A 26,293-nucleotide genomic window follows, 5' to 3' on the forward strand; every position below is an offset into this window, starting at 1 on the left:
CCGGCCGACATGGTCGTAAAACGGGACCATACTATCAGAACCGATGCCTTGCGATGACAGGAAAGAATTCTTCATGACCGATGCTACCCATGCGCGCCCGCCTCTTCCGCCTTCGCAACATGAATGGGCGCTATTTCTCGATTTTGACGGCACTCTTACGGCGCTGGTGGATCACCCGGATAATGTTTCGGTTGATCAGCCCCTGCGCGATCTGCTGCTCCAGCTATCGGATAGCCTGGATGGCGCCCTTGCCATCGTCAGCGGTCGCAGTATCAGCGACCTCGATCGCCACCTGGCGCCGCTGAAACTTGCCTGTGCCGGTCAGCATGGCGCAGAGAGGCGTGATGCTCTCGGACGTTACCAGAATGCCATGGATAGCGGCCCTCTGGAGAGCGTCAGAAAACGGTTGCACGAATTCGCCGATGCTCATCATGGCCTGATGGTAGAGGATAAGGGAGCCAGTCTTGCGGTACATTATCGCGGCGCTCCCGAACTTGCTGATACTGTCGTACGTCACAGCCAATCCATGGTTGATGAACTGGGCAGCGACTTCGAACTCCATCAGGGCAAATGTGTGGTCGAAATCAAATCGTCACGCTGCCACAAGGGGCTGAGTGTTGAAGCGTTCATGCACACCACTCCGTTCAGCGGTCGTCAACCGATATTCATGGGCGACGATGCCACTGATGAAAATGGGTTCGCCAGTGCACAGGCACTTGGCGGTTTCGGCATCAAGGTAGGCGAAGGTGAGACCCGAGCTGATTATCGACTGGCCGGCACTGAACAGGTCCGCCAATGGCTGGAGGAGTGCCTGGCCAGTCTGAGACACTATTAACGTACTGGTACAGTATCGCCATGCGTTATCACAGACAGTGATGATCGATTCCATCATGGACGAGGGAGGAAACTTGAACTCATTGATCGTGGCTTCCAATCGCGTGCCCTCACCCGACCAGGGCAGTGGCAGTCAGGGTGGTCTGGCTGTAGGCGTCATGAACGCCTTGAGCCGCACGGATGGGCTTTGGCTGGGCTGGAATGGCAATACCGAAGAGGCGCCATCGCGCGACATCGACCATTACGACTTCGATGGCGTTCGCTTTGCAACCTTTCCGATGTCTGTCGAGCAACATCGACTGTTCTACATCGGGTATTCCAATGAGGTACTCTGGCCGCTTTTTCACTATCGTCCGGATATGATCGAGTATAACCGTGAAAAGGAACGTGGTTATCTCGAGGTCAATCAGCTCTTCGCGGATAATATCCGCAGTGTGATGGACGAAAGCAGCCGTATCTGGGTTCACGATTATCAGCTCATCGCAGTGGGGCATCTGTTGCGCCAGTCGGGCGTCGAAGCACCGCTCGGTTTTTTCCTGCATACCCCTTTCCCGCCCTGGGACCTGCTGAGAATTCTGCCCGAATACGAAAATCTGCTGCACTATCTGAGTGCCTACGACACCATCGGCTTTCAGACCGATCTTGACCTTTACAATTTCCGCGACTGCATGAAACGCGGTATCGGTGCCGAAATCGAGGAAGATGGCACCATCGTCTTTGATGGGCGTCGCTCTCAAGCGGATGTCTACCCGATATCGATTGATATTGATACCGCCCGCGAGATGGCTGAACAAGGTGAGAATTCACCTACCGGTCAGCGTCTCAAGCGCTCGTTGAATAATCGCCCGCTGATGATCGGTACCGATCGACTGGATTACAGCAAGGGACTCTACAAGCGCTTTCAGGCTTATGAACGTCTCCTCGAACGATTCGAGGAACGGCGAGGCAATGTCATCTATATCCAGATCTCTCCTTCATCGCGTACCGATGTCGAAGAGTATGCGGCTCTACGTACCACCCTGGAGCGGGTTACCGGGCACGTTAATGGTCGCTTCGCGGAATATGACTGGATGCCGCTGCGCTATCTCAATCGTGGATATGATCGTGCTTCCATCATGGGCTTTCTACGTCAAAGCCGGGTGGCTCTGATTACCCCGCTTCGCGATGGCATGAACCTGGTGGCCAAGGAATTCATTGCCGCGCAGGATCCTGAAGATCCCGGGGTGCTGGTGCTTTCACACCTTGCCGGAGCTTCACGTGAACTCGCGGATGGTGCCCTGCTTTGCAATCCTTTCGATATCGACGGGGTCGCTGAAGTCATGGAGCGCGCCCTTTCCATGCCACTGGAAGAGCGTCGTGCCCGTTGGCAAAGCATGATGACGGTACTGCAGAATAACGATATCCACCAATGGAGCGAAAATTTCCTCGCTGCGATGAATCAGAATGCCGAGCAGCGCCGAGAAGATCAGTAGTAGCAAGACACTGATTTGGTTCCTGCTACGATCAGCGGGTCAGAAATCCATTCCATTGCTGTTCATCTGACAGCTCACGGGTCTTCACCTGCGTCACTGTTGCGCTGGGAGGACCCGTTTCAAGCCATTGCAGAACTTCATCCACGGCCTCTGACTCCCCCTGCAATACGATCTTGACGCTATCATCCGCCTGATTTTCGGCATAACCTGTTAACCCGAACTGTCTTGTCTGATATGCAGTAGACTGCCGAAAGCCGACGCCCTGTACTCGGCCTTCTACCCGCACTTCAACCGTGCGTTGAGTCATATCTGCCTCCTTTTGTGAAGCAAGCTGAATTTCATCCTTCAAGAAAATCCCGTGGCAGTTTCTGCAACTGACGCCATAACCGCTCGACCCCGGGCTTATGTACCAGAGCGCAGCGGTAAAGACGTATTTCCAGAGGAATATCCCAGCGCGACTCACCTGCTCGCACAAGATGTCCCTCCTTTAATTCCTGACGAATGCAGAAATCCGGAATCCAAGCCACACCAACACCCTGCAGGGCCATGCCCTTGAGACCTTCCGCCATGGCGGTTTCATACACCGTTCGCAGTCTCATACGCAGCGGGTCATGTCGTAACAGCATGCGCACGCTACGTCCCAGAAGCGCTCCCTGAGTGTAGGCCAGCAAGGGGATATCGCCTTCATGTGCGAGATTGTACTTCGGGCTGCCATCCCGCCCGGGTACGCTCACCGGCAACAGGCTGATCTGGCCTATGGAAAAGGAAGGAAAAACATCACTGTCGAGCTGCATGGTGGCATAGGGATCATGATAGGCCAGCATCAGATCACAATTGCCTTCACGCAGTAAATGAATGGCATCCCCGACATTCATTGCCAGCAGACGTGTAGGCAACTCCCCAACGCCTTTCTGCAAACGTGATATCCATCTTGGAAAAAACGCCAGTGCCAAAGAGTGTGCCGCGGCAATGTCGAGCGCTTCGTTGGCCATTCCAAGCCCTCGTAGATGCCCCAGACATTCGTTGAGCTGTTCCACAAGATGACGCGCGGTGACCAGAAACAGCTGACCTTCCGGAGTCAGGCTCACGGGCGTGGTCGAACGATCAACCAATGTCGCCCCTACTGCCTCTTCCAGTGCTCGAATGCGCCGACTGAAGGCAGGTTGCGTCACATGACGCTGACGCGCCGCGGCGGAAAAACTGCGTGTGCCATTGAGCGCCACGAAGTCCTCCAGCCATTTGGTTTCCAGATTCAAGACGGTTCCTCTTTGCTCCGGCGCGGGTGCCTGTTACTGGACCGGTGCCGCAAGATAAGCCGCACGAGCAGCCAGCTTGTGCCATAACGGACGTCCTGTGATCTCTTCAAGCGCCACCAGTCTGCAACGTTCAAGATCCGCCAGCAGCATGGCTTCGACTTCACTCGCAAACAATTGATCCGCCAGGTAAGCGGTCACCTCGAAATTGAGGCGGAACGAGCGATTATCGAGATTAACGGTGCCTACCGCCGCTGTATGAGCATCGACCAGAAAGACCTTCTGATGCAGGAAACCGGGCTGGTAACGATAAATCTGCACACCGGCACGAATCATGTCGCCCAGAAAGGAGAATGCCGAAAGAAATACCAGTAGATGATCAGGGCGTTCGGGAATGATGACCTTGACATCGACACCACGCAATGCCGCCAGTTTGAGCGCATCCTGCACCCCCTGATCGGGTACAAAATAGGGGCTGGTAATCCAGATACGCTTTTGTGCGCCATGAATAACATGCTGCATCAGCAGACTGGCCGTCTCCTGCCGATCGGCCGGGCCGGAAGGCACTATGACCGCATGTTGATCGGCCTCAAGTGAATCCGGTTGCCATCGCAGATTCAGAATATCCCCTGTTGCCCAGTGCCAATCTTCCCAGAAGGCTTCCTGGAGACCCAACACACTGGGCCCCAGCAATTTCAAATGCGTATCACGCCATTCACCATAACGCTCACTACCTTCGCGGTATTCATCCGCCACATTCAAGCCACCGATCCAGCCCTCGCGGCCATCCACGACTACTATCTTGCGATGATTGCGGAAATTGACCTGAAAACGATGTCGCCAGCCTCGTGAAGAACCAAAGTGATGGACTTCAACACCGGCTTCACGCAGTTCATCCAGGTAAGGATCAGGCAGTTTGCGACTACCGATTTCGTCGAAAAGAAAGCAAACCCTTACGCCTCTTTCGGCGCACCGGATCATGTGACGCTTGAATTCCCCACCCAGGCGATCATCGCGGACGATGAAAAACTGCACCAGCACATACTCACGTGCATTTTCCAGACCCGCAAAGATACTTTCGAACGTTGCCTGCCCATCGATCAACAATTGTGCCTGATTCCCACGAGTCATGGGCATCATGGCCAGACGTTCGACTGCACGCACCCTGGCGGCGGCTTCCTGGGGCACCGTAGCCCATGGGTCCACGCGCCGGCGATAGGGGATCAAGGCCCGGCGCAGTGTGGTATCACGCTCCTCTCGCGCCGAGACATATCCATAGAAACGGGGTCGCCCGAATATCCAGAAAGCAGGGATCGCAAGATAGGGAAAGGTGACCAGTGAAATGATCCAGGCGACAGCCCCCTGAGAAGTTCGACTGGACATCAGCGCCATCAGGCCGGACAACGCACCAAGCAGATGCAGCAGGACAATGAAGATACCACCCAATAATGCTGTCACTGCTTACCCGCCTCTGCCATGGCCATTGGAAATCCTGTCACGAATGCGCGCAGCATACCCTAACAGCCGGACTGGCATCGACTGCTTCTCTGGCTCTTCAGGTCGGTACAGGCTGGCAACTCGGGCATCGGTACAGGCGCCGCGATGCAACACTCTGTCGAACAATGGGTGTCCCACAGGCGAAACAGGGCGCCTGCTCGCGATTGAAGACAGCATGGCGCCATCGACAACGCGGCCAGCCTTGATCAATCAGGGGCTGACGCCATTGCGCATCGTTGGTCACACCCGCCAGCCGATAGGCACGCTGGATGAGCGTCAGCGTCCATGCCGCGAGCCCCTGACGCTGCTCAACTGACAGGTCACAGGGGCGCCACTCGGGAGCCAGGGCTGAAAAAAACAGTATTTCCGAGCGCAGATAGTTACCAACTCCGGCGAGGAAGCCCTGATCCAGCAACAGAGAGCCCAGCCTGCGACGAGCAAAGTGGAGGGCTTCCAGACGATCCACCACGTCTTGCTCGGTCACGGTATGTGTCAGGGGGTCCGGTCCCAGACGCGAAAGGAACGGATGCTGATCCAGCGTTCCAACCGACCAGAGGGAGACATCCGATGCACTGAACAGCCATGCAGAGTGAGATGACGTGGTCAGCCGTACTCGTGGTGAGCGTCGGGTTGTCGGATGACGCTCACGTCGCATGATGCGCCATACCCCATAAAGCTGATTGTGAGAATACAGCACGCTCTCATCATCAAAACGGATCAGCAGCGCCTTGCCCCAGCTATCCACCGATACCACTGTTCGACCGATCAGACTTTGTTCGAACGGGCGCAGAGACTCAAAAGCCAGCCATACAGAGTCGATTTGCCGACCCTTTAGTACCCGACCCAGCCGGTCAGCCGTGCGCCGGATTTCAGGTCCTTCGGGCATGACCGCTCCATCTCCGTTTCAACGACCCTAGCAAGATTACTTGAGCTCGATCAGGCGAGCATTAAGCGTCTGCATTTCGTCACGCAGTTGTGCTGCCGTTTCGAACTCCAGATTCTTCGCCGCTTCGTGCATTTCATCTTCGAGGCGCCTGATCTCGCGATTGACATCATCAAGTGTCATATTGCGCAGCTGCTCAGCGTCATAGCGCGTCCCCTGCTCAGCGGTCTGACGCTCACTCTTGCGCTTGCCACGACGGGTACCGGGGGCCTTGGAGGCTTCCATGATATCTGCCACGTTCTTGGTAATGGTCCGCGGCGTAATGCCATGCTCCTCATTAAAGGCAATCTGTTTGGCACGACGGCGCTCGGTCTCGTCCATGGCACGGCGCATGGAATCGGTAATGCGATCGGCGTAGAGCATGGCCTTGCCATTGGCATTACGCGCCGCACGCCCGATGGTCTGGATCAGTGAACGTTCAGCGCGCAGGAAACCTTCCTTGTCAGCATCCAGAATCGCGACCAGCGAGACTTCGGGAATATCCAGCCCCTCACGCAGCAGGTTAATGCCCACCAGCACATCAAACTTGCCCAGACGCAGATCGCGAATAATTTCGACACGCTCCACGGTATCGATATCGGAGTGCAGGTAACGGACCCGAATATCATGCTCATCGAGATACTCGGTCAGATCCTCGGCCATGCGTTTGGTTAACGTGGTGACCAGCACACGCTCACCCACGCTAACGCGCTTTTGCACTTCCGAAAGCAGGTCATCCACCTGAGTGGTCGCTGGTCGAACCTCGACTTCGGGGTCCAGCAAGCCGGTGGGGCGCACCACCTGTTCGACCACCTGGCCGGCATGCTTCTCCTCATAAGGTCCGGGTGTAGCGGAGACAAAAATCGTCTGAGGCAGGATCAGCTCCCACTCTTCAAACTTCATTGGACGGTTATCCAGTGCTGATGGCAAACGGAACCCGTATTCAACCAGGGTCTCCTTGCGCGACCGGTCTCCCTTGTACATGCCCCCAACCTGCGGAACGCTGACATGCGATTCGTCAATAAAGACCAGTGCATCGTCAGGCAGATAATCGAAGAAGGTCGGGGGTGCCTGACCGGGGGCACGACCCGAGAGATACCGCGAATAATTCTCGATACCGTTGCAGTATCCCAGCTCCAGCATCATCTCGATATCATAGAGCGTACGCTGCTCAAGACGCTGAGCTTCAACCAGCCTTTCATGGTGACGCAGCCACTCGAGCCGTTCGGTCAACTCGCCCTTGATCGACTCTACAGCCTCGAGAATGGTATCGCGTGGCGTGACATAGTGCGTCTTGGGGTAGATGGTCATACGCGGTACCTTGCCGCGGATCTCACCGGTCAATGGATCGAACAGGCTGATCGATTCGATCTCCTCATCGAACAGTTCGACCCGCACTGCCTCCTCTTCGGCATCGGCCGGAAAGATATCAATCACGTCACCGCGCACACGGTAGGTACCCCGCCGGAAGTCGGTATCGTTGCGGGTATACTGCAGCTCCGCCAGCCGACGCAGGAAGGCTCGCTGATCGATCAGTTCGCCACGATTGAAGTGCAACCGCATCTTCAGATACTGATCGGGATCACCCAGTCCATAGATGGCCGACACCGATACCACGATCAGCGCATCACGTCGCTCCAGCAGTGCCTTGGTCGCCGACAGACGCATCTGCTCGATATGATCGTTGATCGAGGCATCCTTCTCGATGAAAGTATCCGAGGAAGGCACATAAGCCTCAGGCTGGTAGTAATCGTAGTAGGAGACAAAATACTCGACGGCGTTTTCCGGAAAGAACGCCTTGAACTCACCATAGAGCTGGGCTGCCAGGGTTTTATTGGGCGCCATTACAATGGTGGGTCGCTGCAGCTGTTCCACCACATTGGCCATGGTGAATGTCTTCCCCGAGCCGGTCACCCCCAACAGGGTCTGATGGGCCAGACCGGACTCCACCCCACGCACCAGCCCATCAATCGCGGCAGGTTGGTCGCCAGCCGGCTTGTAATCCGAAGCAATGCGAAACTCTCTGGCCATGCAAGCCCTCCGCTATCGCCGTCCGGTTGGCTGCCCATCAACGATGGACCTACCGTAACGGGTATCAATGTGGACTGAATGCGGGCGCAGGCGTCAATTGCAAGCCCTGACGAGCTGCAATCTGCCTGCCGAATATCAGCTCAGGTGTGTTTCGGTGTTGATTTCGATGCTGGCCCCGGTCATGAGCTTGTGAATGGGGCACTGGTCGGCAATTTCATGCAGTCGCTCACGCGCCTGGGCGCTAAGCTCACCAATCAGTGCAATCGAAACATCCAGCCGATAATGCCCTTCCCGTTCACGTGAGGCGTCGCGCGTTACACGAACACTGACGCCATTCAACGGCATTTCCTTGCGCCGGGCATACATCATGACGGTGAGTGCCTTGCAGCTGCCCAGAGACATATCAAAGTAGTCATGAGGATCCGGAACGCCGCCTTCTCCGCCAGCGTTGGCGGAAACATCCGCATAAAGGTCATTGATGTCATCCAGCGTAATGCGCTGTCGCAGCGCGCCCTCACGTTCTGTTTCAATCAGAATGCTCATGCCGCTCTCCCATTGGACCACCCCTTATCTGTACCCCGGTCATGCACCGAGCCTGCCGATCAATTGCGGCGCACCCGGAATCCGGCCTTTTCCACTGCAGCGATCAGCTTGTCCATTCGCGCCGATCCATCTATCTCCGCCCATTCCCGGGCAACTTCGACGCTATCGACCCCATCCACTCCCATCAGGGCAGTCGTCACCCGATTGACATCCTCTACACTGGTCAAGCCTTCAAGGGTCAGAGATCGTGAGCCTGCCATCAGTTTTTCCTCAACGCTTATGATATGCCATGAGTCTGGCAGACGGTTGCAAAGGCCTGCCATAGCCCAAATCATACCAGGTTAGCAAAACGGCACTGGCCACGCACTCGACGCCTTCCACAAGGAGAGTCGAACACTGGAGACACTCATGAGCGCACTCTCTCCCACTCTTCCCGAAAGCTGGCAATCCCATCTGCGTGAAGTCGGTGGGCAGATCGATGACAGCCAGCGCTGGCAATTCAAAGCTTCTACAGAAAACCGCTGTCGGCTCACGCCCCTGTCACACCTGAGTGTGATTGAAATTGCCGGCCCCGATACCGCGCGATTCCTACAGGGGCAAACCAGCGCACAGGTAGATCTTGCCAATGGCGATATTGCACCGCCTACAGCGTTCTGTACGCCCAAGGGACGAATGATTGCCAACGCCCAGATTGTCAGAATCGAAACAGATCGCTACTGGCTGCTACTGAACAGCAGCGTCGCAGAGGCATTACGTCTTCATCTGGCCAAATTCGCCGTGTTCTACAAGACCGATCTGAATCACCGCAACGATTTGGTCACCATGGGCGTCAGCGGCGAGGCGGCAGAATCGACGCTTTCCGACTGCAGTATCAAAACGCCCCGGGACGAATGGTTCATGGCCCGAACCGATACTACCGTTGTCCTGCGTCATCCCCATCCACAACCCCGGTTTGTGCTGATTGATACCGCTGAGCCAATGATCGAACACTGGCAGACACTGAACACGCAGGGTGCCACCCCGACCTCCGAACGCTTCTGGCAACTGCTCGATATTCAGGCGGGACTGGTATGGGTCGACGAGAGCACACGCGAAAACTGGCTGCCACAGATGATCAACTGGGAAGCACTGGCCGGTATCAGTTTCAAAAAGGGCTGCTATACCGGCCAGGAAGTCGTGGCACGTGCGCACTTTCGCGGGCAGGTTAAAAAGCGCCTGATGCGTCTGACGATCAACGGCAATAGCCATCCGGAGATTGGCGCTATAGTCCGGGACGATAATGACAAACGCATGGGTGAAGTCGTCAGTCTTGCGCCTTCCAACGAGGGCAGTGAGCTGCTGGCAGTGCTCAACGTACGCGAAGAGATGCCTTCGATGACCGTTGATGGACAGCCTGTTACTCTTCAGCCGCTGCCCTATATCGTCGAACGTCGCGATCCGGAATCACTGGCCAGCTGAATCAGTCTGTCAGTCCAAAAAGTCGAGCCGCATTGGCGCTGGTGGTTGCCGCCAGCGCCTCTCGATCAACGCCACGCAACCGGCTGACCTCATTGATGACGCTTTTCATGCATGCCGGTTCGTTGCGCCCCTTCACGCCCTGTGGTGCCATATCCGGTGCATCGGTTTCCAGCACGAAGGTTTCTTCTGGCAGTTCGGCCACGATCCGCTTGAGCTTCTGCGCCCGATCATGGGTAACGGCGCCGCCAATGCCCAGCAGGTAACCGAGCTCAATGAAACGCCGCGCCTGCTGCTGACTGCCGCTGAAGGCATGAATCAACCCTCGTGCCGGCAGGGCCAGCTGTTTCAGACGCTTGCCTACTTCATCATTGAGATGCACGCAATGTACCACTACCGGTAGCTGCATGTGTCTGGCCAGTTTCAACTGAGCGTCAAACAACCGCCACTGCCGTGGCAGATCATCAAGTCGGGCATCCACCCCGCACTCACCCAGTCCCACGACCGGCTGATTCATCAGAGCATGTTCCAACGCCACAAGATCCCCTTCATCCTCATGCTCATCCAGAAAAAAGGGATGAAGACCGAGACAGGTGGCTACACCGGTAAAGCGATTCAATGCCATCACCGCTTCAAAGCGTGACCGACGGGTCCCCGGCACAATGAAGCGCTGAATATCTTCGGCCCGAGCGCGCTCAAGCACAGCCTCCCGGTCGGACTCGAAATCCTCGAAATCCAAGTGGCAATGCGCATCCGTGAAACGGCTCATGAGAGGATTGTTACGAAGCCGGCTCAGCCGACTCTTCCAATTGAGAGGTGCAGGCAGGGCAGCGTGTGGCAGCCACCGGAATCTTGCTGACACAATAGGGGCAGCTTTTGGTGGTAGGCGCCTCCGGTGCCTGAGCTTCTGCATGATGCAGATTTTTCAGGCGATTGATGCTACGCACCAATAAAAACGCAACAAAGGCAACAATCACGAAAGTGATGGCAGCGTTGATAAACAGGCCATAGTTGACGGTTACCGCACCCGCAGCCTGCGCATCAGCCAGAGTAGTGTAAGGCCCTGCCGTCGCCCCTTCACGCACCACCAGAAATAGATTGGCAAAGTTCATCCCACCAGTGATCAAACCGATCAGAGGAGAAAAGATATCCTTGACCAGACTGCTGACAATGGCAGTAAAAGCAGTCCCCACCACGATACCCACCGCCATATCGACGACATTGCCGCGTACCGCGAAATCGCGAAACTCCTTCAGAAAACCTGACCGGCCCATCAAGGCAACCTCCCGAGGTTGAAAACAGCATGGTGACCCGAGCAACAACGTCCCGTACCCGGGTTCATCCTGACCTGGCCATTCAACAAAGTCAGCAAATCCAGACAAGCAGAAAAATCATCTCAGTGTTCCCGGGTGGCGCTGAAGCTCAGATCCGGCCAACGTTCCTCGGTCAGCTGCAAATTGACCCGTGTCGGCGCCAGATAGGTCAGATAGCCACCGCCATCGAGCGCCAGATTCTCGCTGACACGATTGCGAAACTCATCGATCTTGCGTTCATCACCATGAATCCAACGAGCGTTCTGCACATTGACGGGCTCATAGATACAATCAACCTTGTACTCATCACGCAGACGATGGGCAACTACATCGAACTGCAGCATCCCCACCGCTCCCACGATCAGATCGTTGTTATTCAGTGGCATGAACACCTGGGTAGCCCCTTCTTCGGAGAGCTGCTGGAGACCCTTTTGCAACTGCTTGGTCTTGAGTGGGTCTTTCAATCTTACCCGTCGAAACAGTTCAGGCGCGAAGTGGGGGATCCCGGTAAAGCGCATGCTTTCGCCACTGGTAAAAGTGTCGCCAATCTGAATCGTGCCGTGGTTATGCAGACCAATGATATCGCCCGGCCACGCCTCCTCGACATGAGAGCGATCGGCCGCCATGAAGGTCAGGGCATCCGCTACCTTGACGTCCTTGCCGATCCGTACATGGCGCATGCGCATGTTGCGCTCGTAACGCCCCGAGCAGACCCGTAGAAAGGCAATCCGGTCGCGATGGCGTGGATCCATATTGGCCTGAATCTTGAAGACGAAACCGGTAAAGCGTTCATCGTCGGATGATACCTGACGCGTATCGGTCTCCCGAGTGCCAGGCGCAGGTGCATACTCGACAAAGCCATCCAGCATTTCGCGGACACCAAAGTTACCCATGGCGGTACCGAAATAGACCGGTGTCAATTCACCTCGCCGGTACGCTTCCAGATCAAACTCATGGGAAGCGCCACGAACCAGTTCGACTTCTTCACGCAGTTCACTGGCCTGGCTTTCGCCCAGGGCCTGATCGACCTCGGGATTATTGAGGCCATCGATACGCACATCTTCCGGGATACGATTACCCTGCCCCTGCTGATAAAGGTGTACCGTGTCATGCAGCAGATGGTAGACACCACGAAAGTGGCGGCCCATGCCGATCGGCCAGGTCATGGGCGCACAGGCAATGTTGAGCACGGTCTCGATCTCATCCATAACCTCGATCGGATCCCGGGTATCGCGATCCATCTTGTTGATGAAAGTCAGTATCGGTGTGGTACGCAGTCGGCAGACTTCCATCAGCTTGATAGTGCGATCCTCTACCCCTTTCGAGCCGTCAACCACCATCAGGGCCGAATCGACCGCGGTCAGTGTGCGATAGGTATCTTCGGAGAAATCCTCGTGCCCGGGGGTATCAAGCAGATTGACCATGCGCCCCTTGTAAGGGAACTGCATCACGGAAGTCGTCACGGAGATACCGCGCTCCTGCTCCATCTTCATCCAGTCGGAGGTGGTGTGACGATCATCACGTTTACTTTTAACGGCACCGGCCACCTGAATGGCATTGCCAAACAGCAGCATCTTTTCGGTAATGGTCGTCTTGCCGGCATCGGGGTGACTGATGATGGCGAAAGTCCGCCGGCTGGCGGCAGCGTGCGAAATGGCGTTGTCTGTCATACGGCCTGTCAGTCTGGATATGGCGTCGTACGCCGTGCGGGTCGAGCGCAAATGACGCGCTGAATGTCGAACATCATAACCGGTCGCCGGGGGTACAGGCGAATAAGGTGGTCAATGGGTGCGGCAAAATGTCATTACGTAGTAAAATTACTTCATTTAGCCTTTAGTCGTAGATATACTGTGATTGCAGATTCGGGAAACGACCGGAATCAGCCAGTCAAATATTTCGGGGAGGTTGCCATGAGTATCAATCAGCGAGGTGGTCACGACGTCATGCTACGCGAGGATGCTGCCATGCGCCGTCGTCGGAAACAGGATCAGCAGAATCGTGTTCATGCTCTCCAAACGCTCAAGTGCTCGCTGGCCCTGATGCCACAGCCTTTGGAAACCGGACGTCTGCAGCATAACGATCTGATCGCGCACTGATTCGCCCCTTCCGAAAAGGCGCAGCCCAGGCGCTTTTTGATAGTAAACTTACATTTTTTCAGACATCCAAACCCTCGCTCTTTCGGCGAGGGTTTATACGTTGGCGTATCGGACTCCATTCATCACGCCACGTGCGCTAACATGGCGTGCAGATCGCCAGCATCACAACGGCCGAGCGGATAACCATGCCACAGTCGCTACCCCTCTCCCTGCCGCTGACGCCTCCCAGCCGCAACCTGATTCGCTTGACCATTGCCCGGGGCATCACCTGGACGGGTTTTCTCGGTGCTGTCATTTTCGGTATCGAAGTACTGGGCTTTCAGCTTCATGTGCTGCCGATCATTGGCATCATAGTCGCCATGGGGCTTTTCAATATCGCAACCTGGTGGCGCCTGGGCCGGCCTCGTGCCGTAACCGATATCGAATACCTGGCACACCTTCTGGTCGACATTACCGGACTGACGGTTGTTTTCCATTTCACTGGTGGTGCAACCAATCCGGCCATCACCTACTACCTGCTACCCGTTTCCATCGCGGCGGCAACTCTGCCCTGGCGCCATACCTGGATTACGGCTGCAGCCGCCATGGCAGCCTATACTTTACTGATGGTGTTCTTTGAACCCATTCCGGAGCTGAGTCGCCCTGTACCGGGCACCAACGTCAGTCTTCGTGTACTCGGCATGTGGCTCAATTTTGCGCTCTGCGCAGGTCTGATTACCTGGCTGGCCTACAAGATGGCGCAATCGGTACGTCAGCGTGATCGGGCACTCTCGCGAACTCGTGAATCGGCCCTGCGCAGCGAACAGATCCTCGCGGTTGCCAGTCAGGCAGCTGGTACCGCGCATGAGTTGGGCACGCCACTTTCCACCATGGCGGTACTACTGTCCGAGATGCGGGAAGAAGCTGAAAGCAGCCATATGCGCGAAGACATTGACCTCCTGAGGCAACAGGTTGATACCTGCAAGGGCCATCTCAGAAGACTGGCCGCCAGCGCAGAGCGCCGACAGAGCGATCCGCCCGAACCGAAAGAGGCCAGACAGTGGCTTGGCGATGTTCTCGAAAGATGGCTCGTGATGCGTCCCGATGTCAGTTATCAGATGACTGTCTCGGGAGAGAATGAAGGGTGGCTACTCACGGATATCTCGCTTGACCAGGCAGTGATGAACCTTTTCAACAACGCTGCCGATGCCAATCCCGAGAACATCGAGATCACCCTTCAGCGTACGCGGGATGTCATCATCATTGATATCCGCGACCATGGTGCCGGCGTACCAATCGAAATCGCCGATCAGCTGGGAGACACCTTCATCTCAAGCAAATCCAAGGGTATGGGCATCGGGCTCTTTCTGACGCATGCTACCGTCAATCGGTTCGGTGGGAGTGTTACGCTCTATAATCATGAAGACGGCGGCACATTGACCGAAGTCAGCCTGCCCCGGACCGAGCGTCGCCCCCTTGAAACCTGATATCACCAAGGTGAGCCAAAGGATGACAGCCCATCAATCCACCTTTTTGATCGTCGATGATGACGAGTTTTTCTGCCGCGTGCTCGAGCGTGCCCTGACACGACGCGAATTCGATGTTCGAGTCGCCTACACGACCGAGCAGGCTTTACAGCTGGCCCGCGAAGCACCACCGGAATATGCCACCATCGACCTGAAGCTCAGTGAAAGCTCCGGATTAAAGCTGTTACCGGAACTGCTGGCCATCAGCCCGGGTTGCCGTGCCATCATCCTGACCGGTTACTCAAGCATCAGCACTGCTGTTGAAGCCATCAAACTCGGCGCCGTCAATTACCTCTGCAAGCCAGTCGACGCACCGGATGTACTGCATGCTCTTGATGCTGAAGAAGGCAATCCTGATGCCGAAATTCCCGACAATCCCCCTTCGGTCAATCGGCTGACCTGGGAACATATCCAGAAAGTACTGCACGAGCACGACGGCAACATTTCCGCCACGGCACGCAGTCTTGGCATGCACCGACGTACACTGCAACGCAAGCTGCAAAAACGGCCGGTCAAGCGCTGAGCATTATTGTATCCCGATTATCGCTGCAGGAGAGTTTCATGGATCTCGAGGCTCGACTCGAAAAGGCCGTCACCATTGCTCGCGAAGCCGGCAAACGCATTCAGAAGGCCCGTGAGCAAGCCAGCTTTGGCCGCGATTACAAACACGGCAATGAACTGGTCACCGATGCCGATATTGCTACTGATCAGTATATCAGCGACCAGCTGGAGCAACTCTTTCCCGGCGAACCCAGGCTGACCGAAGAACTTTCTCCCGGCAGGGAGAGCCTGACGGATGAAGGGCCGCTATGGGTGGTCGACCCCATCGATGGTACTGTCAATTTTGCTCATGGCCATGTCCATGTTGCAGTTTCGATTGCCTGGGTCGAAGACGGTCACATTCGTATCGGCGTCGTCCATGCTCCCTTCATGAACGAGACCTTTACTGCGATACGTGGCCAGGGCGCCTGGCTCAACGGCACCGCGATACAGTGCAGTGATACCCGGAAACTGCCTGAAGCCCTGGTAGCCACCGGATTTCCCTATGATCGTGATGCACGAACACCACTGGTGCGGCGACTGCATGCCGTCCTGCTCAACTGTCGCGACATACGACGCAATGGCGCCGCCGCTCTTGATCTCTGCCATGTCGGGTGTGGTCGACTGGATGCCTACTATGAAAGCTCCTCCCCCTGGGATTTTGCAGCTGGCCGACTGGTGGCCGCAGAAGCCGGAGCACGAATCAGCAATGTCTATCCCTGCCCCGATGGCATCCCACTGGAACTCTACGGCGAGAACCTGGTAGCAGCAGCCCCGGCACTACATGACCCACTGCGTCAACTGATTGAACGCGCCGATAATGGCCGTGTCGAGGAGTAACGGTTCCCTCCTCCTGCGTCTGTCACGGGAGTGACGGACACAGCGGCTTCCGGTTGATCCAAGTCGAGGAGAGCACTCATGCCCTTTCTGCTGGAGGCCGCCATATTACTGGGATCGGCGGTCATCGCCGTACCCCTGTTCCAACGAATGGGATTGGGCTCGATCCTCGGTTATCTCTTTGTCGGTGTTCTGCTTGGGCCCTCTCTGTTCGGTGTCATCGCCGAACCGGAAGCCGTAATGCATCTGGCCGAAATTGGCGTGGTTATGCTGCTGTTCGTCATCGGTCTGGAGCTGGAGCCAAAACGCCTCTGGTCATTACGCAAGCGCCTGTTCGGATTTGGCGGAATGCAACTGGCACTATGTGGCATGTTGCTGACCCCGCTGGGCTGGCTGCTGGGCCTCGAGACCAGCGATGCCATATTGCTGGGCCTTATTCTGGCCCTGTCTTCCACCGCTTTCGCCCTACAGGTCCTGACCGAGCATCAGCACCTGGCAACGCCACATGGCCAATTGGCCTTCGCCATTCTCCTGTTTCAGGATCTGGCCGTTATCCCCCTGCTGGCACTACTACCGGTGTTCGCTGGTGGCTTCGATGCCTCACCCGGTAACCCATGGCTGGTGGTAGGACGCGGTATCGGCATGGTCATGCTGGTCATCCTGGTAGGCCGCGTGGTATTTCCCAGAGTTCTCAAACTGGTTGCCCGCAGTGAGCTGCGCGAGGTTTTCACCGCGGCCGCGCTTCTGCTGGTGTTGGGCACCGCACTGATCATGGAGCAGGCAGGGCTGTCGATGGCGCTGGGCGCTTTCCTGGCGGGCGTACTATTGGCAGATACCCCCTGGCGACACGAGCTGGAAGCCAATATCGAGCCGTTCAAGGGCATCCTGCTGGGGCTGTTCTTCATTGGCGTTGGCATGTCGGTCGATTTATCACTGGTTGGGCATCAGTTACCTGCCATTATCGGCCTGACCCTGGCGCTGCTGTTGGCCAAGTTCCTGGTACTGACGCTGATCGGCTTACTGGCCCGCCTCCCCAAACAGGCCCTGCCACAGCTGGCCACCATTATTGCTCAGGGCGGCGAATTCGACTTCGTGCTGCTGGCAGCCGCTGTCAGTGCCGGTGTTTTCGATCAGCGTATCGCCAGTCTCTGTGTTGCTGCCGTCACACTTTCCATGGCCGTCACTCCCCTGCTTTACCAGCTGGGTGGCCGCCTTGGGGCGCAACTCCGGGAATCCCGCCCCTGGGACAGCGACTTCGGCGACCATACGCCTCCGGTATTGATTGCCGGCCTGGGGCGTTTCGGACAAATCGTGGCTCGTATGCTCAGCACCCAGAATATCGCCTTCACCGCACTTGATCCCAATATTGCTCAGGTCGAATTCATTCGCCGCTTCGGATCACGCATCTACTACGCTGACGCCACACGCCTGGAGCTGTTGCATGCAGCTGGCGCCAGTGAGGCTCGAGTGCTGGTGATTGCCGTGGACGACAGTGAAGCTGCGCTGACCATTGCCCGACTGGCACGCGCTCACTTTCCCCAACTGCAGGTCTACGCTCGTGCTCGCAATCGACACCACGCATGGCAATTAATGGAGCTGGGCGTTGAACATGTGGTCAGGGAGACTTTTGCCGCCAGCCTTGAAATGTGTGATGAGTTGCTGCGAGGCATGGGCTATCCCGGATCGACAGCCGGTGAGGCCGTCAGGACATTTCGCGAATTCGATACCGAGCTGTTCCACCACTCCTATCAGCACCGGGATGACAATCAGGCGTTATTGCACAGTGACCGGGCGGCCATGGCGGAACTCCAGGCACTGTTTCAGCATGAACGGCATGAACAACGCCATAACGATACTGATACCGACGATTCCGCCAATGACAGGCAGTCTTCATCCACCTGAGCGACTCGAGTGATCGCTCATCGGACCAGCAGGAGAAGCAGGCATGGCACAGGCTGACCCTATTGCCATCATCGAACAGCTTGCGCTTACCCCAAGCGGCCGTCCGCAACCTCTCAGTGGCGGAGATATCGGCGATCTCTGGCGAGTCGATACCGATCAGGGCGCCGTTGTGGTCAAGCAGGCGACGGCCTATGCCATTCAGGCTGAAGCCGATGGCCTGCAGGCGCTGCGCGACGCGAATACCCCTCTGATCATTCCGGAGCTGCTGGGGGTCTTCGACGATGTACTGGTCATGGAATATCTGACACCCACACGTGGCACGCCGCAAAGCGCCACCCAGCTGGGCGAAGGGTTACGCCAATTGCACGCCAATACTGCCGATGAACATGGCTGGCAGGTTGATAACGCTGCTGGCAATACCCGCCAGATCAATACGCGTTACCGCGATGGACGGGTATTCCAGCGAGAGTGTCGTTTGCTGCCGCTGGGACGCGCGTGCCGCGACCAGGGGGGGCTGGACGGCACCAGCTTCGATCGACTTGAACGTCTGGCCCATGAGCTGGAGAACTGGCTCCCTGACGCCCCCGCCAGCCTGTTACATGGCGATCTGTGGCTGGGCAACGTTCATTTTTGTGATCGCGGTGCAGCTCTCATAGATCCGGCCGTCTATCGCCATTATCCGGATGTCGATATCGCCGCACTGGAACTGTTTGGCAAACCACCACAGGAAACCTTCGAAGCCTACTGGGATGGTGCTCCACCTGAAAACTGGCCAATGCGGCGGACCCTCTTTCAGCTCTATCCACTACTCAATCATCTGCTGATGTTTGGCGGCGGCTATCGTAGCGCTGTAACGCGCGCCATCGATCAGCTGCTACAACCCTGAACTCAGGCTGACTCCAGCTCGAGCTCAAGCTGATGAGGCTCGTAACGGGGATCAAGATCGACATAGTGCGAACTTTCTACCGGAGCCGTGGGCACCCACGGCTCCTGTGCAATTTCCGGTTGCCAGCTGCGTCGCCCTCTCAGACGCGTCATCACAAACAGCGCCAGCACCAGTGAGGCGCCTCCCAGGAAGAGCCATAATCCCCCCGGGCCGAAAAACTCCATCGACAGGGAAGCACTGTAGGGCCCGATGATCGAGCCAATGCCGTACCAGATCAATAACTTGCCGTTGGCCTGAATGGTCTCCTCCGGCTCCAGCCAATCATTGGTATGCGCCAGACTCATTGAATAGAGCGTATGGAGCATGGCCGTATGCAGACAGGCTGCAATCAACAGGATCAGGTAATCAAAACGAGCCACCACGGAGATCACGGCACCTGATGTTGTCATGACGATGGTCATGAACAGGATAACCTTGCGCCGATCAAACCGATCCGAGATACGGCCCAGCGTCCATTGAGCCACCAGAGCTACCAGCGTCGTGATCGACATGAAACGGGCTGTCTGGCTGGTAGAAAGCCCGATTTCCTGACCGTAATAAGGGGTCATGGCAAAGAAGGCCTGCACCATCATGCCGGCGATAAAAGCGCCAACCAGCCCGACTGGTGCGCGTCGATACAGGGTTTTGAGAGGCAGTTTGAGCGCGGTGTCATGACTGCTTTGCGAAGGCCCGTGAATCCGGTGAATCGACAGGGGAATCAACGACAGGGTAAAAAGAATACCGGTAACGGTGAAAAGCATCATGGTTGCAGGATCAGCCGTATTGAGCAGCCACTGTCCGCCTGCCAGCGAAGTAGTCGAAATGACCATGTACCAACCCAGCACCCGACCTCTATTGTCGTTACTGGACTCCCCCGAGACCCAGGATTCCATGACCATCAGCATACCGGCAGTCGCCGCCCCTCCGAATACACGCCAGACCAGCCATGCCCAGGGATTGATCCATAAACCATGCAGTAGCGCCGTGATGGCAAGTACGGCAGCACATGCTGCAAAAACCCGGATATGCCCGACCGATCGGATACGTTTCTCCAATGCATAGCTGCCCAGCACAAAGCCCAGTGAAAAACTCGACATCAGCAGCCCGGCCATCTGGGATGGGAATCCTTCAAGTGACATCCGTACCCCCAGCAAGGTCATGATCAACCCATGACCCAGCAGGAAAAAGATTTCACACAAAAAGAGAATGGGCAGTGTCCTGGGCAGACTGCGCAAGTGGCACCTCGCATGAGTAATCGTGGGCAGCCCGGATAAACGGGGTGATGAGTCATTTCATGACGGCGCTTATTGTAGTGGCGAACGGCTCAATGAACAGGGGCTGAGCGCAAATCACCTCCAGGACTGGGCAGTCAGGAACTGTTCCATTACGATGAACACTGTTCGGAATACTCTGGCGAAGCCTCGTCATTCTTGTAATCTATTGATGCGAAACATCAATGTCGCTCATCAAAGGTGCTGTCAGCGTACTTCTGCTGACACTGAATACCCTGCTATGGTGCCCCCCGGTGATCGTGCTGGCGCTGTTCAAGCTACTGCCCTCTGTCTGGCTGAGGCGCCACCTGCTTGATGCGCTGGAATGGCTCGCCAATGGGTGGATTGCGACCAACAATCTCTGGATACGCTACTGGCTGAAGCCGGACATCAGGTTCACATTACCGAATTCTCTATCACCTGATCAGTGGTGGCTGGTCATGGCCAATCACCGCAGCTGGACCGATATCTTTATTCTGCAGTACGCTCTTGCCGGCCGCTTGCCTACGCCACGTTTCTTTATCAAACGCGAGCTGCTTTGGCTTCCCATCATGGGGCTGGCATGGTGGGCACTCGAATTCCCGTTCGTCAGACGCTATTCACGCGAACAGCTTGAACGCGACCCGGGCCTGGCCCAGCGCGATCAGCAAGCGACTCGTCGCATGTGCGCCAATGCTCGGCAACGTCCAATGGCCATTTACAATTTTCTCGAAGGAACACGCTTCACACCTGAGAAGCACCGGCGCCAACAAAGCCCCTATCAACATTTACTGCGACCACGCGCCGGCGGCTGCGCACAGGTCGTGGATCTGCTTGGAGATCGACTGGCCGGTATCATCGATATCACGCTGGACTACCGTGCCGGCCAATCCGGATTCGGTGCTTTTCTATGCGGACGCACTGGCACCATCAGTATGAATGTTCGCCATCTTGATATCCCTTCATGGATGCATGAAGGCAATTATTCCAGTGACGCGATTTACCGGGAACGCTTTCAGGCATGGGTCAACACAGTCTGGCAGGAAAAGGATCAACAGTTATCTTCTCAAGAGTTCTGATACTGAGCATGCTGTTGCTGCTTTCAGGTTGTGCCGGTCTGGCAGGACCCTATTCTTCCAGCCGTCCGGGTTGGGTCACGGTTCATCGCGGCGACACGCTCTCCGGTATTGCACGGGAAGCCGGCATTCCGCTACTGCGTCTGCAGCGGTTTAATCCAAATGCCGATTCACGTCATCTTGAAGTGGGTCAGCAACTGCTGCTTCCCAACCATAGTGAACGTGCTCCGGGAAATGGCCGCTATCGCTATCGCATTCGTCCGGGAGATACACTTGCCGGTATTGCCAGACAACTCGGTAGCAACGTCAACCGTATTCAAAATGCCAATTCCGGATTGAATGAGCGTCACCTCGTCATCGGACGGGTGATTACGGTGCCTGTGGGCGGCGCTTCAGCAGCCGGTAGCAAGCTACGTCCTGCTCGACCCGCACCTGCCCGGCCAAGTACGGCGCCTCTCCCTTCCGGAGTAGGCAACTGGCCCTGGCCATTGCGGGGTGGTACCGTCAAACGTAACTTTGGTCCGGACCAAAGGGGACAACTACAGCCCATGATTATTGCAGCCGGTAATGACCGTACTGCCAGAGCAGTATCCGGCGGCTCGGTCAGGTTTGCCGGCACCATGCGTCATCTGGGCGGTGTGGTTATCGTGCATCACCCCCATAACCTGCAGACTGTCTATGCCCAGTGTGGTCAGTTAAAGGTCGACGAAGGCAGCAGCGTCCAGGCGGGCACTCCGATATGCAATATCGCCAACTCTGCCAGTACCGGGCGCTTCGATCTATTGTTCGATATTCGTCATGCCGGTCGCCCCGTCAATCCCAGAAGACTACTGAAATAATGTCGTCACGGGTATCTGCTGCATGACAGAGCAGGCATCATTAACGACAGCGCCGCATTCGGGTGACATGCGATATCATGCATCCGTGTACTAACATCGAACGGTCACAGGAGCGTCGTGCCGTCGTCATGGACAAGCCGTTATTATCGAGTGCGGACAATCAACCCGGCTCCCGGGCACGTATCGCCTTCGTCAGCGAAACATGGCTGCCTGAAATCAATGGCGTTACGCATACACTGCATCATCTCTCACAACATCTGATTGAAAGGGGCTACAGGGTGCAGCTGGTTCGTCCCCGGCCCGAGGACCATACAACGGCCCCCATGATGAGCGAGGAACTGCAGGTTCGGGCGATACCAATTCCCGATTACGACGGGGTCAGCATGGGCATGCCGGCCTCCAGGCAACTGCGCCATTTCTGGAAAACCCATCGTCCCGATGTCATCTATATTGCCACCGAAGGGCCACTGGGTCTCGCCGCCCTGCGCGTAGCACGCCGCCTGAAGATTCCGGTCATCAGTGGCTACCATACGAACTTCGATCAGTACAGCCGCTATTATATTCTGCTTCAGATGCTGCGGCCGCTGGTGCGCCCTTTTCTAAAACGCTTTCATAACCGCACCCTGATGACCCTGGTACCTACCCAGGGTCAGGCATGTACTCTGACAAACCAGGGTTACGGCAATATTCAGGTGCTCGGTCGTGGTCTGGACTGTCAGCAGTTCAGTCCGGACAAGCGCAGTCAGGTATTGCGCCATGAGTGGAATGCTTCGCCCAAGACCCCGGTGGTCATGCATGTTGGTCGCCTGGCCGCCGAAAAGAACATCGAATTGCTTGAACGAGCGCTCAACACATTACGTAAGCATCACCCTGAACTTCGCGCCGTACTGGTAGGTGATGGCCCCCTGCGCGCTCAGCTCGAAGAACGACTGCCATGGGCGATCTTTGCCGGTTTTCAGCGTGGAGAATCCCTGACACGCTATTATGCCAGTGCCGACATGTTTCTGTTTCCATCACTATCAGAGACTTTTGGCAATGTCGTGACAGAAGCGATGGCCAGTGGTCTGGCTGTGGTAGCCTTCGACTATGCGGCGGCAGGGGAAATTATCGAGGATGGCCTTGATGGCAAACTGGCCCCCGTTGGAGATCCGGATGCCTTCATCGCAGCTGCGCTGACACTCAGCAATGATATGGCACTCGTTGAACAAATGGGGAAGGCGGCACGCGAACGGGTATTGGCCCTGGAGTGGCCCCGAATCGGCGACACCTTCATTGAATATCTAGCCCAGGCACAGGAGGTGACCGATGCGAGAAGAGCGCGTGTACCCGGTATTTAAACGGCTGGATACGCTGGAATGGAAAGCCTGCAATCGGCTGGCTCGTCTGGGCGCCTACCGACCACTATTAAGAGTGCTACGGCTGGCCAGTCGTCTGGGAGATGCACCTGCCTGGGTCGCATTATGCTTTACCGTACCCATCTTTCGTGGCTTATACGGCTGGTTACTGGCTGTGTGTTTTGGGCTTTCTGCCGCGGTGGGAGGGCTATTCTACCGTTTCGTCAAGAATCGGCTATGCCGCGAGCGCCCTTATATCTCTTTCGAGATTCCCTGCACCATGCCGCCACTGGACCGCTATAGCTTTCCCAGCGGGCATACCCTGCATGCGGTCATGTTTACCACTCTATTTGCCACCTATGTGCCAATTCTACTGATAATTGTGCTGCCATTTGCCATTCTGGTCATGTTATCGCGGGTGATTCTCGGCCTGCATTATCTGACGGATGTCGCTGCCGGAGCGCTGATCGGTTTTCTGCTGGCTGAAGCCTGGGTAGGGATCATTACCTGGCTGACTCCCCTGCTGCCTTTATCCCTTCAGGCGGGGTGACCCCCGCCTCCACTGATCAATATGAATAACAAGCATGACAAATGAGTTTATTTGTCGCGAAAGATAACGGTATAAATCAGCCTCGATAATAGCGGGGCTTTATAAAAGGCATGGCAGATACCTGCATCGGTTGCCGCTTGCCACGCACTTCAGCATATACAGTCTGGTTTCGCTCGGTCCACGCGCGCTCGAGATAGGCCATGGCAATGGGTGCGCCAACACTGGGGCCAAAGGTTCCGGAAGTTACCTGACCAATTTCTACATCAGCTTCATCATACAGCAGCGTCCCTTCACGTACGGGGGTGCGGGTTTCACCCTGCAGGCCCACCCGCAGACGCGGGCTATCACGATTGGCCAGTTGCGTCAGAATGACATCAGCGCCAGGGAACCCCCCTTCACGCTCCCCTCCCTGACGTCGAGCCTTGCCTATCGCCCAACCCAGATTCGCATCCGCGGGAGTCGTTGTTTCATCAAGATCATGCCCATAAAGACACAGCCCGGCTTCCAGACGCAGTGAATCACGGGCTCCGAGCCCGATCGGCTCAACGGATTCGAATGACAGCAGACGTTGTGCCAGCGTTTCGGCCTGCTCCTTCGGTACCGAGAGTTCATAGCCATCTTCTCCGGTATAACCCGAACAACTGACCCAGGTCGGAACACCTTCGATCTCAACCCTTCGGTGATCCATGAAAATCATCTCTCCCACCTCAGGACAAAGCTCACTCAGAACGGTTCGCGCCTCGGGCCCCTGAAGCGCCAGTAGAGCCCTGTCTTCGAGGACTTCGATCTCTACATCTTCACCCAGTCCGGTCTGCAGCAACACCAGGTCGGCACTACGCCGCGCTGCATTGACCACCAGGTAGAAATGATCACCGGCATTGACGGCCATGAAGTCGTCATGAACCCCACCATTGTTATTGGTGAAAAGACCATAGCGCTGTCGTCCGGTTTTCAGCCCTTGTGCATCAATAGGCGCTATCTGCTCCAGGGCCATTGCCGCCTGGTTGCCATGGAGCAGGATTTGCCCCATGTGCGAAACATCGAACAGACCACATCGCTGGCGGACATGCTCATGTTCACGCTTGACACCCATCGCAAACTGCACGGGCATCGCATAACCGGCAAAAGGAACAAATTTTGCCCCTGACCGCTGATGCAGATCGTAGAGTGAGGTATGCAGTAGATCATCGGACATGGAATCCAGCCTCCCGGCAGAAATGAAATCGCTGTGTACAAGCACATGAAGAAGATAACCGGATCAGGTCATGCCAGGGAGCTACAGCTCCAGCACTCCATTCTGCAGGGCATGACCGATGACAGGCTATCTCGCCACATGCGCCGAATGAGAACCGCGCGTTTTTTTTATCCGAGCCCTTTTCGTTAACGCTGAAGGTGCTTACGATAGGCAAAAAGTTTCCGATCGGAAACTCAAGAATGAGAAGACATGATGCCGTTGCGCTGACGTCACCGGTTTGCAATGCTCACAAGAGCGGTCATGACACGCCTGCCGGGGCGCAGACACCAGAAACCGTTAGCGGCTTCCGTCATCGCATGAGAGTTCTCAGCTCCTGTCGATGCGGGCTCGATCAATAACAGGATATTCATCATCATGAGCCAGATCCCTGACAATCTTCACTATACCGATAGTCATGAGTGGATTCAGGATAATGGGGACGGTACTGCCACCATTGGAATTACCGACCATGCCCAGCAGTCACTGGGCGATGTAGTGTTCGTTGAACTGCCCGAGCTCGGGCGGACACTGCAAGCAGGTGAAGAATTCGGCGTGGTCGAATCCGTCAAGGCGGCTTCCGACCTCTATGCGCCTCTGGGTGGAGAAGTCATTGAAATCAACGAGGCTCTCGAGGATGCACCAGAAAGCGTCAATGAAAGCCCCTATGACAATGCCTGGCTGATCAAACTCCGTCTTGGTGACACCGCAGAACTCGAGCAACTGCTCAGCAGTGAAGCCTATGGCGAGCTGTTGGCGAACAGCGAAGACTGAATACCCTGCAGCACCCATGAGTCAGTGGTGCTGCTCTCCTCCCTCGTTTTGATATTCTGGCGCCCGGCCCATTGCGGATTGGACGCCATTCATCCTACCAGGTGCCACGGCGCC

The 26,293-nt window shown here is 56.2% G+C and carries 26 protein-coding genes; 14 read left to right on the forward strand and 12 right to left on the reverse strand.

Features of this window, described 5'->3' with window-relative positions; translation table 11 throughout:
- Window positions 1-73: 73 nt before the first annotated feature.
- Both otsB and FY550_RS08335 read left to right on the forward strand, forming a co-directional pair.
- Entirely contained in the window at window positions 74-835 is a 762-nt protein-coding gene (gene otsB / locus FY550_RS08330; RefSeq protein ID WP_070977494.1) for a trehalose-phosphatase, read from the forward strand.
- A 73-nt stretch (window positions 836-908) separates the two neighbouring features.
- Window positions 909-2,306 (forward strand): alpha,alpha-trehalose-phosphate synthase (UDP-forming), encoded by a 1,398-nt coding sequence (locus FY550_RS08335; RefSeq protein ID WP_070977892.1) that lies wholly within the window; start codon window positions 909-911, stop codon window positions 2,304-2,306.
- Between the two features lie 31 nt (window positions 2,307-2,337).
- Here FY550_RS08335 and yccX read toward each other — a convergent pair whose 3' ends face one another.
- The 7 genes from yccX to FY550_RS08370 form a co-directional block, all read right to left on the reverse strand.
- Window positions 2,338-2,655, reverse strand: a complete 318-nt coding sequence (gene yccX, locus FY550_RS08340; RefSeq protein WP_233350182.1) for an acylphosphatase — start codon at window positions 2,653-2,655, stop codon at window positions 2,338-2,340.
- Window positions 2,645-3,562, reverse strand: coding sequence for a LysR family transcriptional regulator (locus FY550_RS08345; protein WP_070977496.1), 918 nt, complete (start codon window positions 3,560-3,562; stop codon window positions 2,645-2,647). Before FY550_RS08345 ends, yccX begins: the two co-directional genes overlap by 11 nt.
- Before the next feature lie 33 nt (window positions 3,563-3,595).
- The gene (cls, locus tag FY550_RS08350) at window positions 3,596-5,017 is read right to left on the reverse strand and encodes a cardiolipin synthase (protein WP_149054471.1); all 1,422 of its coding nucleotides are present in this window, start codon (window positions 5,015-5,017) and stop codon (window positions 3,596-3,598) included.
- Window positions 5,018-5,114: 97 nt separating this feature from the next.
- Entirely contained in the window at window positions 5,115-5,942 is an 828-nt protein-coding gene (gene nei / locus FY550_RS08355) for an endonuclease VIII (RefSeq protein WP_070977497.1), read from the reverse strand.
- Window positions 5,943-5,978: 36 nt separating this feature from the next.
- A complete protein-coding gene (gene uvrB, locus FY550_RS08360; RefSeq protein WP_149054472.1) occupies window positions 5,979-8,009 on the reverse strand; it encodes an excinuclease ABC subunit UvrB in 2,031 nt (676 codons plus the stop codon).
- 135 nt (window positions 8,010-8,144) lie between these two features.
- Window positions 8,145-8,552, reverse strand: coding sequence for an OsmC family protein (locus FY550_RS08365; protein WP_070977498.1), 408 nt, complete (start codon window positions 8,550-8,552; stop codon window positions 8,145-8,147).
- Between the two features lie 59 nt (window positions 8,553-8,611).
- On the reverse strand, window positions 8,612-8,812 hold the full coding sequence (locus FY550_RS08370) for a heavy-metal-associated domain-containing protein (protein WP_070977499.1): 201 nt from the start codon (window positions 8,810-8,812) through the stop codon (window positions 8,612-8,614).
- 148 nt (window positions 8,813-8,960) lie between these two features.
- On the opposite strand from FY550_RS08370, the gene ygfZ reads away from it, so the two are divergent.
- Window positions 8,961-10,010 carry a CAF17-like 4Fe-4S cluster assembly/insertion protein YgfZ gene (gene ygfZ, locus FY550_RS08375; protein WP_084388007.1) on the forward strand — a complete coding sequence of 350 codons (1,050 nt, stop codon included), beginning with the start codon at window positions 8,961-8,963 and terminating at the stop codon, window positions 10,008-10,010.
- A 1-nt stretch (window position 10,011) separates the two neighbouring features.
- Here the strand turns inward: ygfZ and FY550_RS08380 are convergent, their stop codons facing one another.
- The 3 genes from FY550_RS08380 to FY550_RS08390 form a co-directional block, all read right to left on the reverse strand.
- Window positions 10,012-10,776: a TatD family hydrolase gene (locus FY550_RS08380; RefSeq protein WP_070977500.1), complete on the reverse strand. Its 765-nt coding sequence runs from the start codon at window positions 10,774-10,776 to the stop codon at window positions 10,012-10,014.
- Between the two features lie 10 nt (window positions 10,777-10,786).
- A complete protein-coding gene (gene mscL / locus FY550_RS08385; RefSeq protein WP_070977501.1) occupies window positions 10,787-11,281 on the reverse strand; it encodes a large conductance mechanosensitive channel protein MscL in 495 nt (164 codons plus the stop codon).
- Between the two features lie 122 nt (window positions 11,282-11,403).
- Window positions 11,404-12,990 carry a peptide chain release factor 3 gene (locus tag FY550_RS08390; protein WP_070977502.1) on the reverse strand — a complete coding sequence of 529 codons (1,587 nt, stop codon included), beginning with the start codon at window positions 12,988-12,990 and terminating at the stop codon, window positions 11,404-11,406.
- Between the two features lie 240 nt (window positions 12,991-13,230).
- Between FY550_RS08390 and FY550_RS08395 the strand changes: the two genes are divergently transcribed.
- The 6 genes from FY550_RS08395 to FY550_RS08420 all read left to right on the forward strand — a co-directional run bounded on the left by FY550_RS08395 (window position 13,231) and on the right by FY550_RS08420 (window position 19,086).
- On the forward strand, window positions 13,231-13,416 hold the full coding sequence (locus tag FY550_RS08395) for a hypothetical protein (protein WP_070977503.1): 186 nt from the start codon (window positions 13,231-13,233) through the stop codon (window positions 13,414-13,416).
- 185 nt (window positions 13,417-13,601) lie between these two features.
- On the forward strand, window positions 13,602-14,882 hold the full coding sequence (locus FY550_RS08400) for an ATP-binding protein (RefSeq protein WP_070977504.1): 1,281 nt from the start codon (window positions 13,602-13,604) through the stop codon (window positions 14,880-14,882).
- A 22-nt stretch (window positions 14,883-14,904) separates the two neighbouring features.
- Window positions 14,905-15,444 (forward strand): response regulator transcription factor, encoded by a 540-nt coding sequence (locus tag FY550_RS08405; protein WP_070977505.1) that lies wholly within the window; start codon window positions 14,905-14,907, stop codon window positions 15,442-15,444.
- A gap of 38 nt (window positions 15,445-15,482) precedes the next feature.
- On the forward strand, window positions 15,483-16,301 hold the full coding sequence (locus tag FY550_RS08410; protein WP_070977506.1) for an inositol monophosphatase family protein: 819 nt from the start codon (window positions 15,483-15,485) through the stop codon (window positions 16,299-16,301).
- Between the two features lie 78 nt (window positions 16,302-16,379).
- Window positions 16,380-18,200 carry a monovalent cation:proton antiporter-2 (CPA2) family protein gene (locus tag FY550_RS08415; protein WP_070977507.1) on the forward strand — a complete coding sequence of 607 codons (1,821 nt, stop codon included), beginning with the start codon at window positions 16,380-16,382 and terminating at the stop codon, window positions 18,198-18,200.
- A gap of 43 nt (window positions 18,201-18,243) precedes the next feature.
- Complete coding sequence (locus tag FY550_RS08420) at window positions 18,244-19,086, forward strand: fructosamine kinase family protein (protein WP_070977508.1); 843 nt, start codon at window positions 18,244-18,246, stop codon at window positions 19,084-19,086.
- 2 nt (window positions 19,087-19,088) lie between these two features.
- On the opposite strand, the gene FY550_RS08425 is transcribed toward FY550_RS08420, so the two are convergent.
- The gene (locus FY550_RS08425) at window positions 19,089-20,360 is read right to left on the reverse strand and encodes an MFS transporter (protein ID WP_070977509.1); all 1,272 of its coding nucleotides are present in this window, start codon (window positions 20,358-20,360) and stop codon (window positions 19,089-19,091) included.
- A 221-nt stretch (window positions 20,361-20,581) separates the two neighbouring features.
- Between FY550_RS08425 and FY550_RS08430 the strand changes: the two genes are divergently transcribed.
- The 4 genes from FY550_RS08430 (at window position 20,582) to FY550_RS08445 (ending at window position 24,174) form a co-directional block, all read left to right on the forward strand.
- Window positions 20,582-21,454, forward strand: a complete 873-nt coding sequence (locus tag FY550_RS08430; RefSeq protein WP_070977510.1) for an acyltransferase — start codon at window positions 20,582-20,584, stop codon at window positions 21,452-21,454.
- 8 nt (window positions 21,455-21,462) lie between these two features.
- Window positions 21,463-22,290 (forward strand): LysM peptidoglycan-binding domain-containing protein, encoded by an 828-nt coding sequence (locus tag FY550_RS08435; protein ID WP_084388008.1) that lies wholly within the window; start codon window positions 21,463-21,465, stop codon window positions 22,288-22,290.
- Window positions 22,291-22,367: 77 nt separating this feature from the next.
- Window positions 22,368-23,627, forward strand: a complete 1,260-nt coding sequence (locus tag FY550_RS08440) for a glycosyltransferase family 4 protein (RefSeq protein WP_233350183.1) — start codon at window positions 22,368-22,370, stop codon at window positions 23,625-23,627.
- Entirely contained in the window at window positions 23,596-24,174 is a 579-nt protein-coding gene (locus FY550_RS08445; protein ID WP_070977512.1) for a phosphatase PAP2 family protein, read from the forward strand. Before FY550_RS08440 ends, FY550_RS08445 begins: the two co-directional genes overlap by 32 nt.
- Window positions 24,175-24,250: 76 nt before the next feature.
- On the opposite strand, the gene gcvT is transcribed toward FY550_RS08445, so the two are convergent.
- A complete protein-coding gene (gene gcvT / locus FY550_RS08450; protein ID WP_070977513.1) occupies window positions 24,251-25,369 on the reverse strand; it encodes a glycine cleavage system aminomethyltransferase GcvT in 1,119 nt (372 codons plus the stop codon).
- A gap of 414 nt (window positions 25,370-25,783) precedes the next feature.
- On the opposite strand from gcvT, the gene gcvH reads away from it, so the two are divergent.
- Window positions 25,784-26,179 carry a glycine cleavage system protein GcvH gene (gene gcvH, locus FY550_RS08455; protein WP_070977514.1) on the forward strand — a complete coding sequence of 132 codons (396 nt, stop codon included), beginning with the start codon at window positions 25,784-25,786 and terminating at the stop codon, window positions 26,177-26,179.
- Window positions 26,180-26,293 lie beyond the last annotated feature (114 nt).

Source organism: Kushneria phosphatilytica (assembly GCF_008247605.1).
GTDB lineage: Bacteria > Pseudomonadota > Gammaproteobacteria > Pseudomonadales > Halomonadaceae > Kushneria > Kushneria phosphatilytica.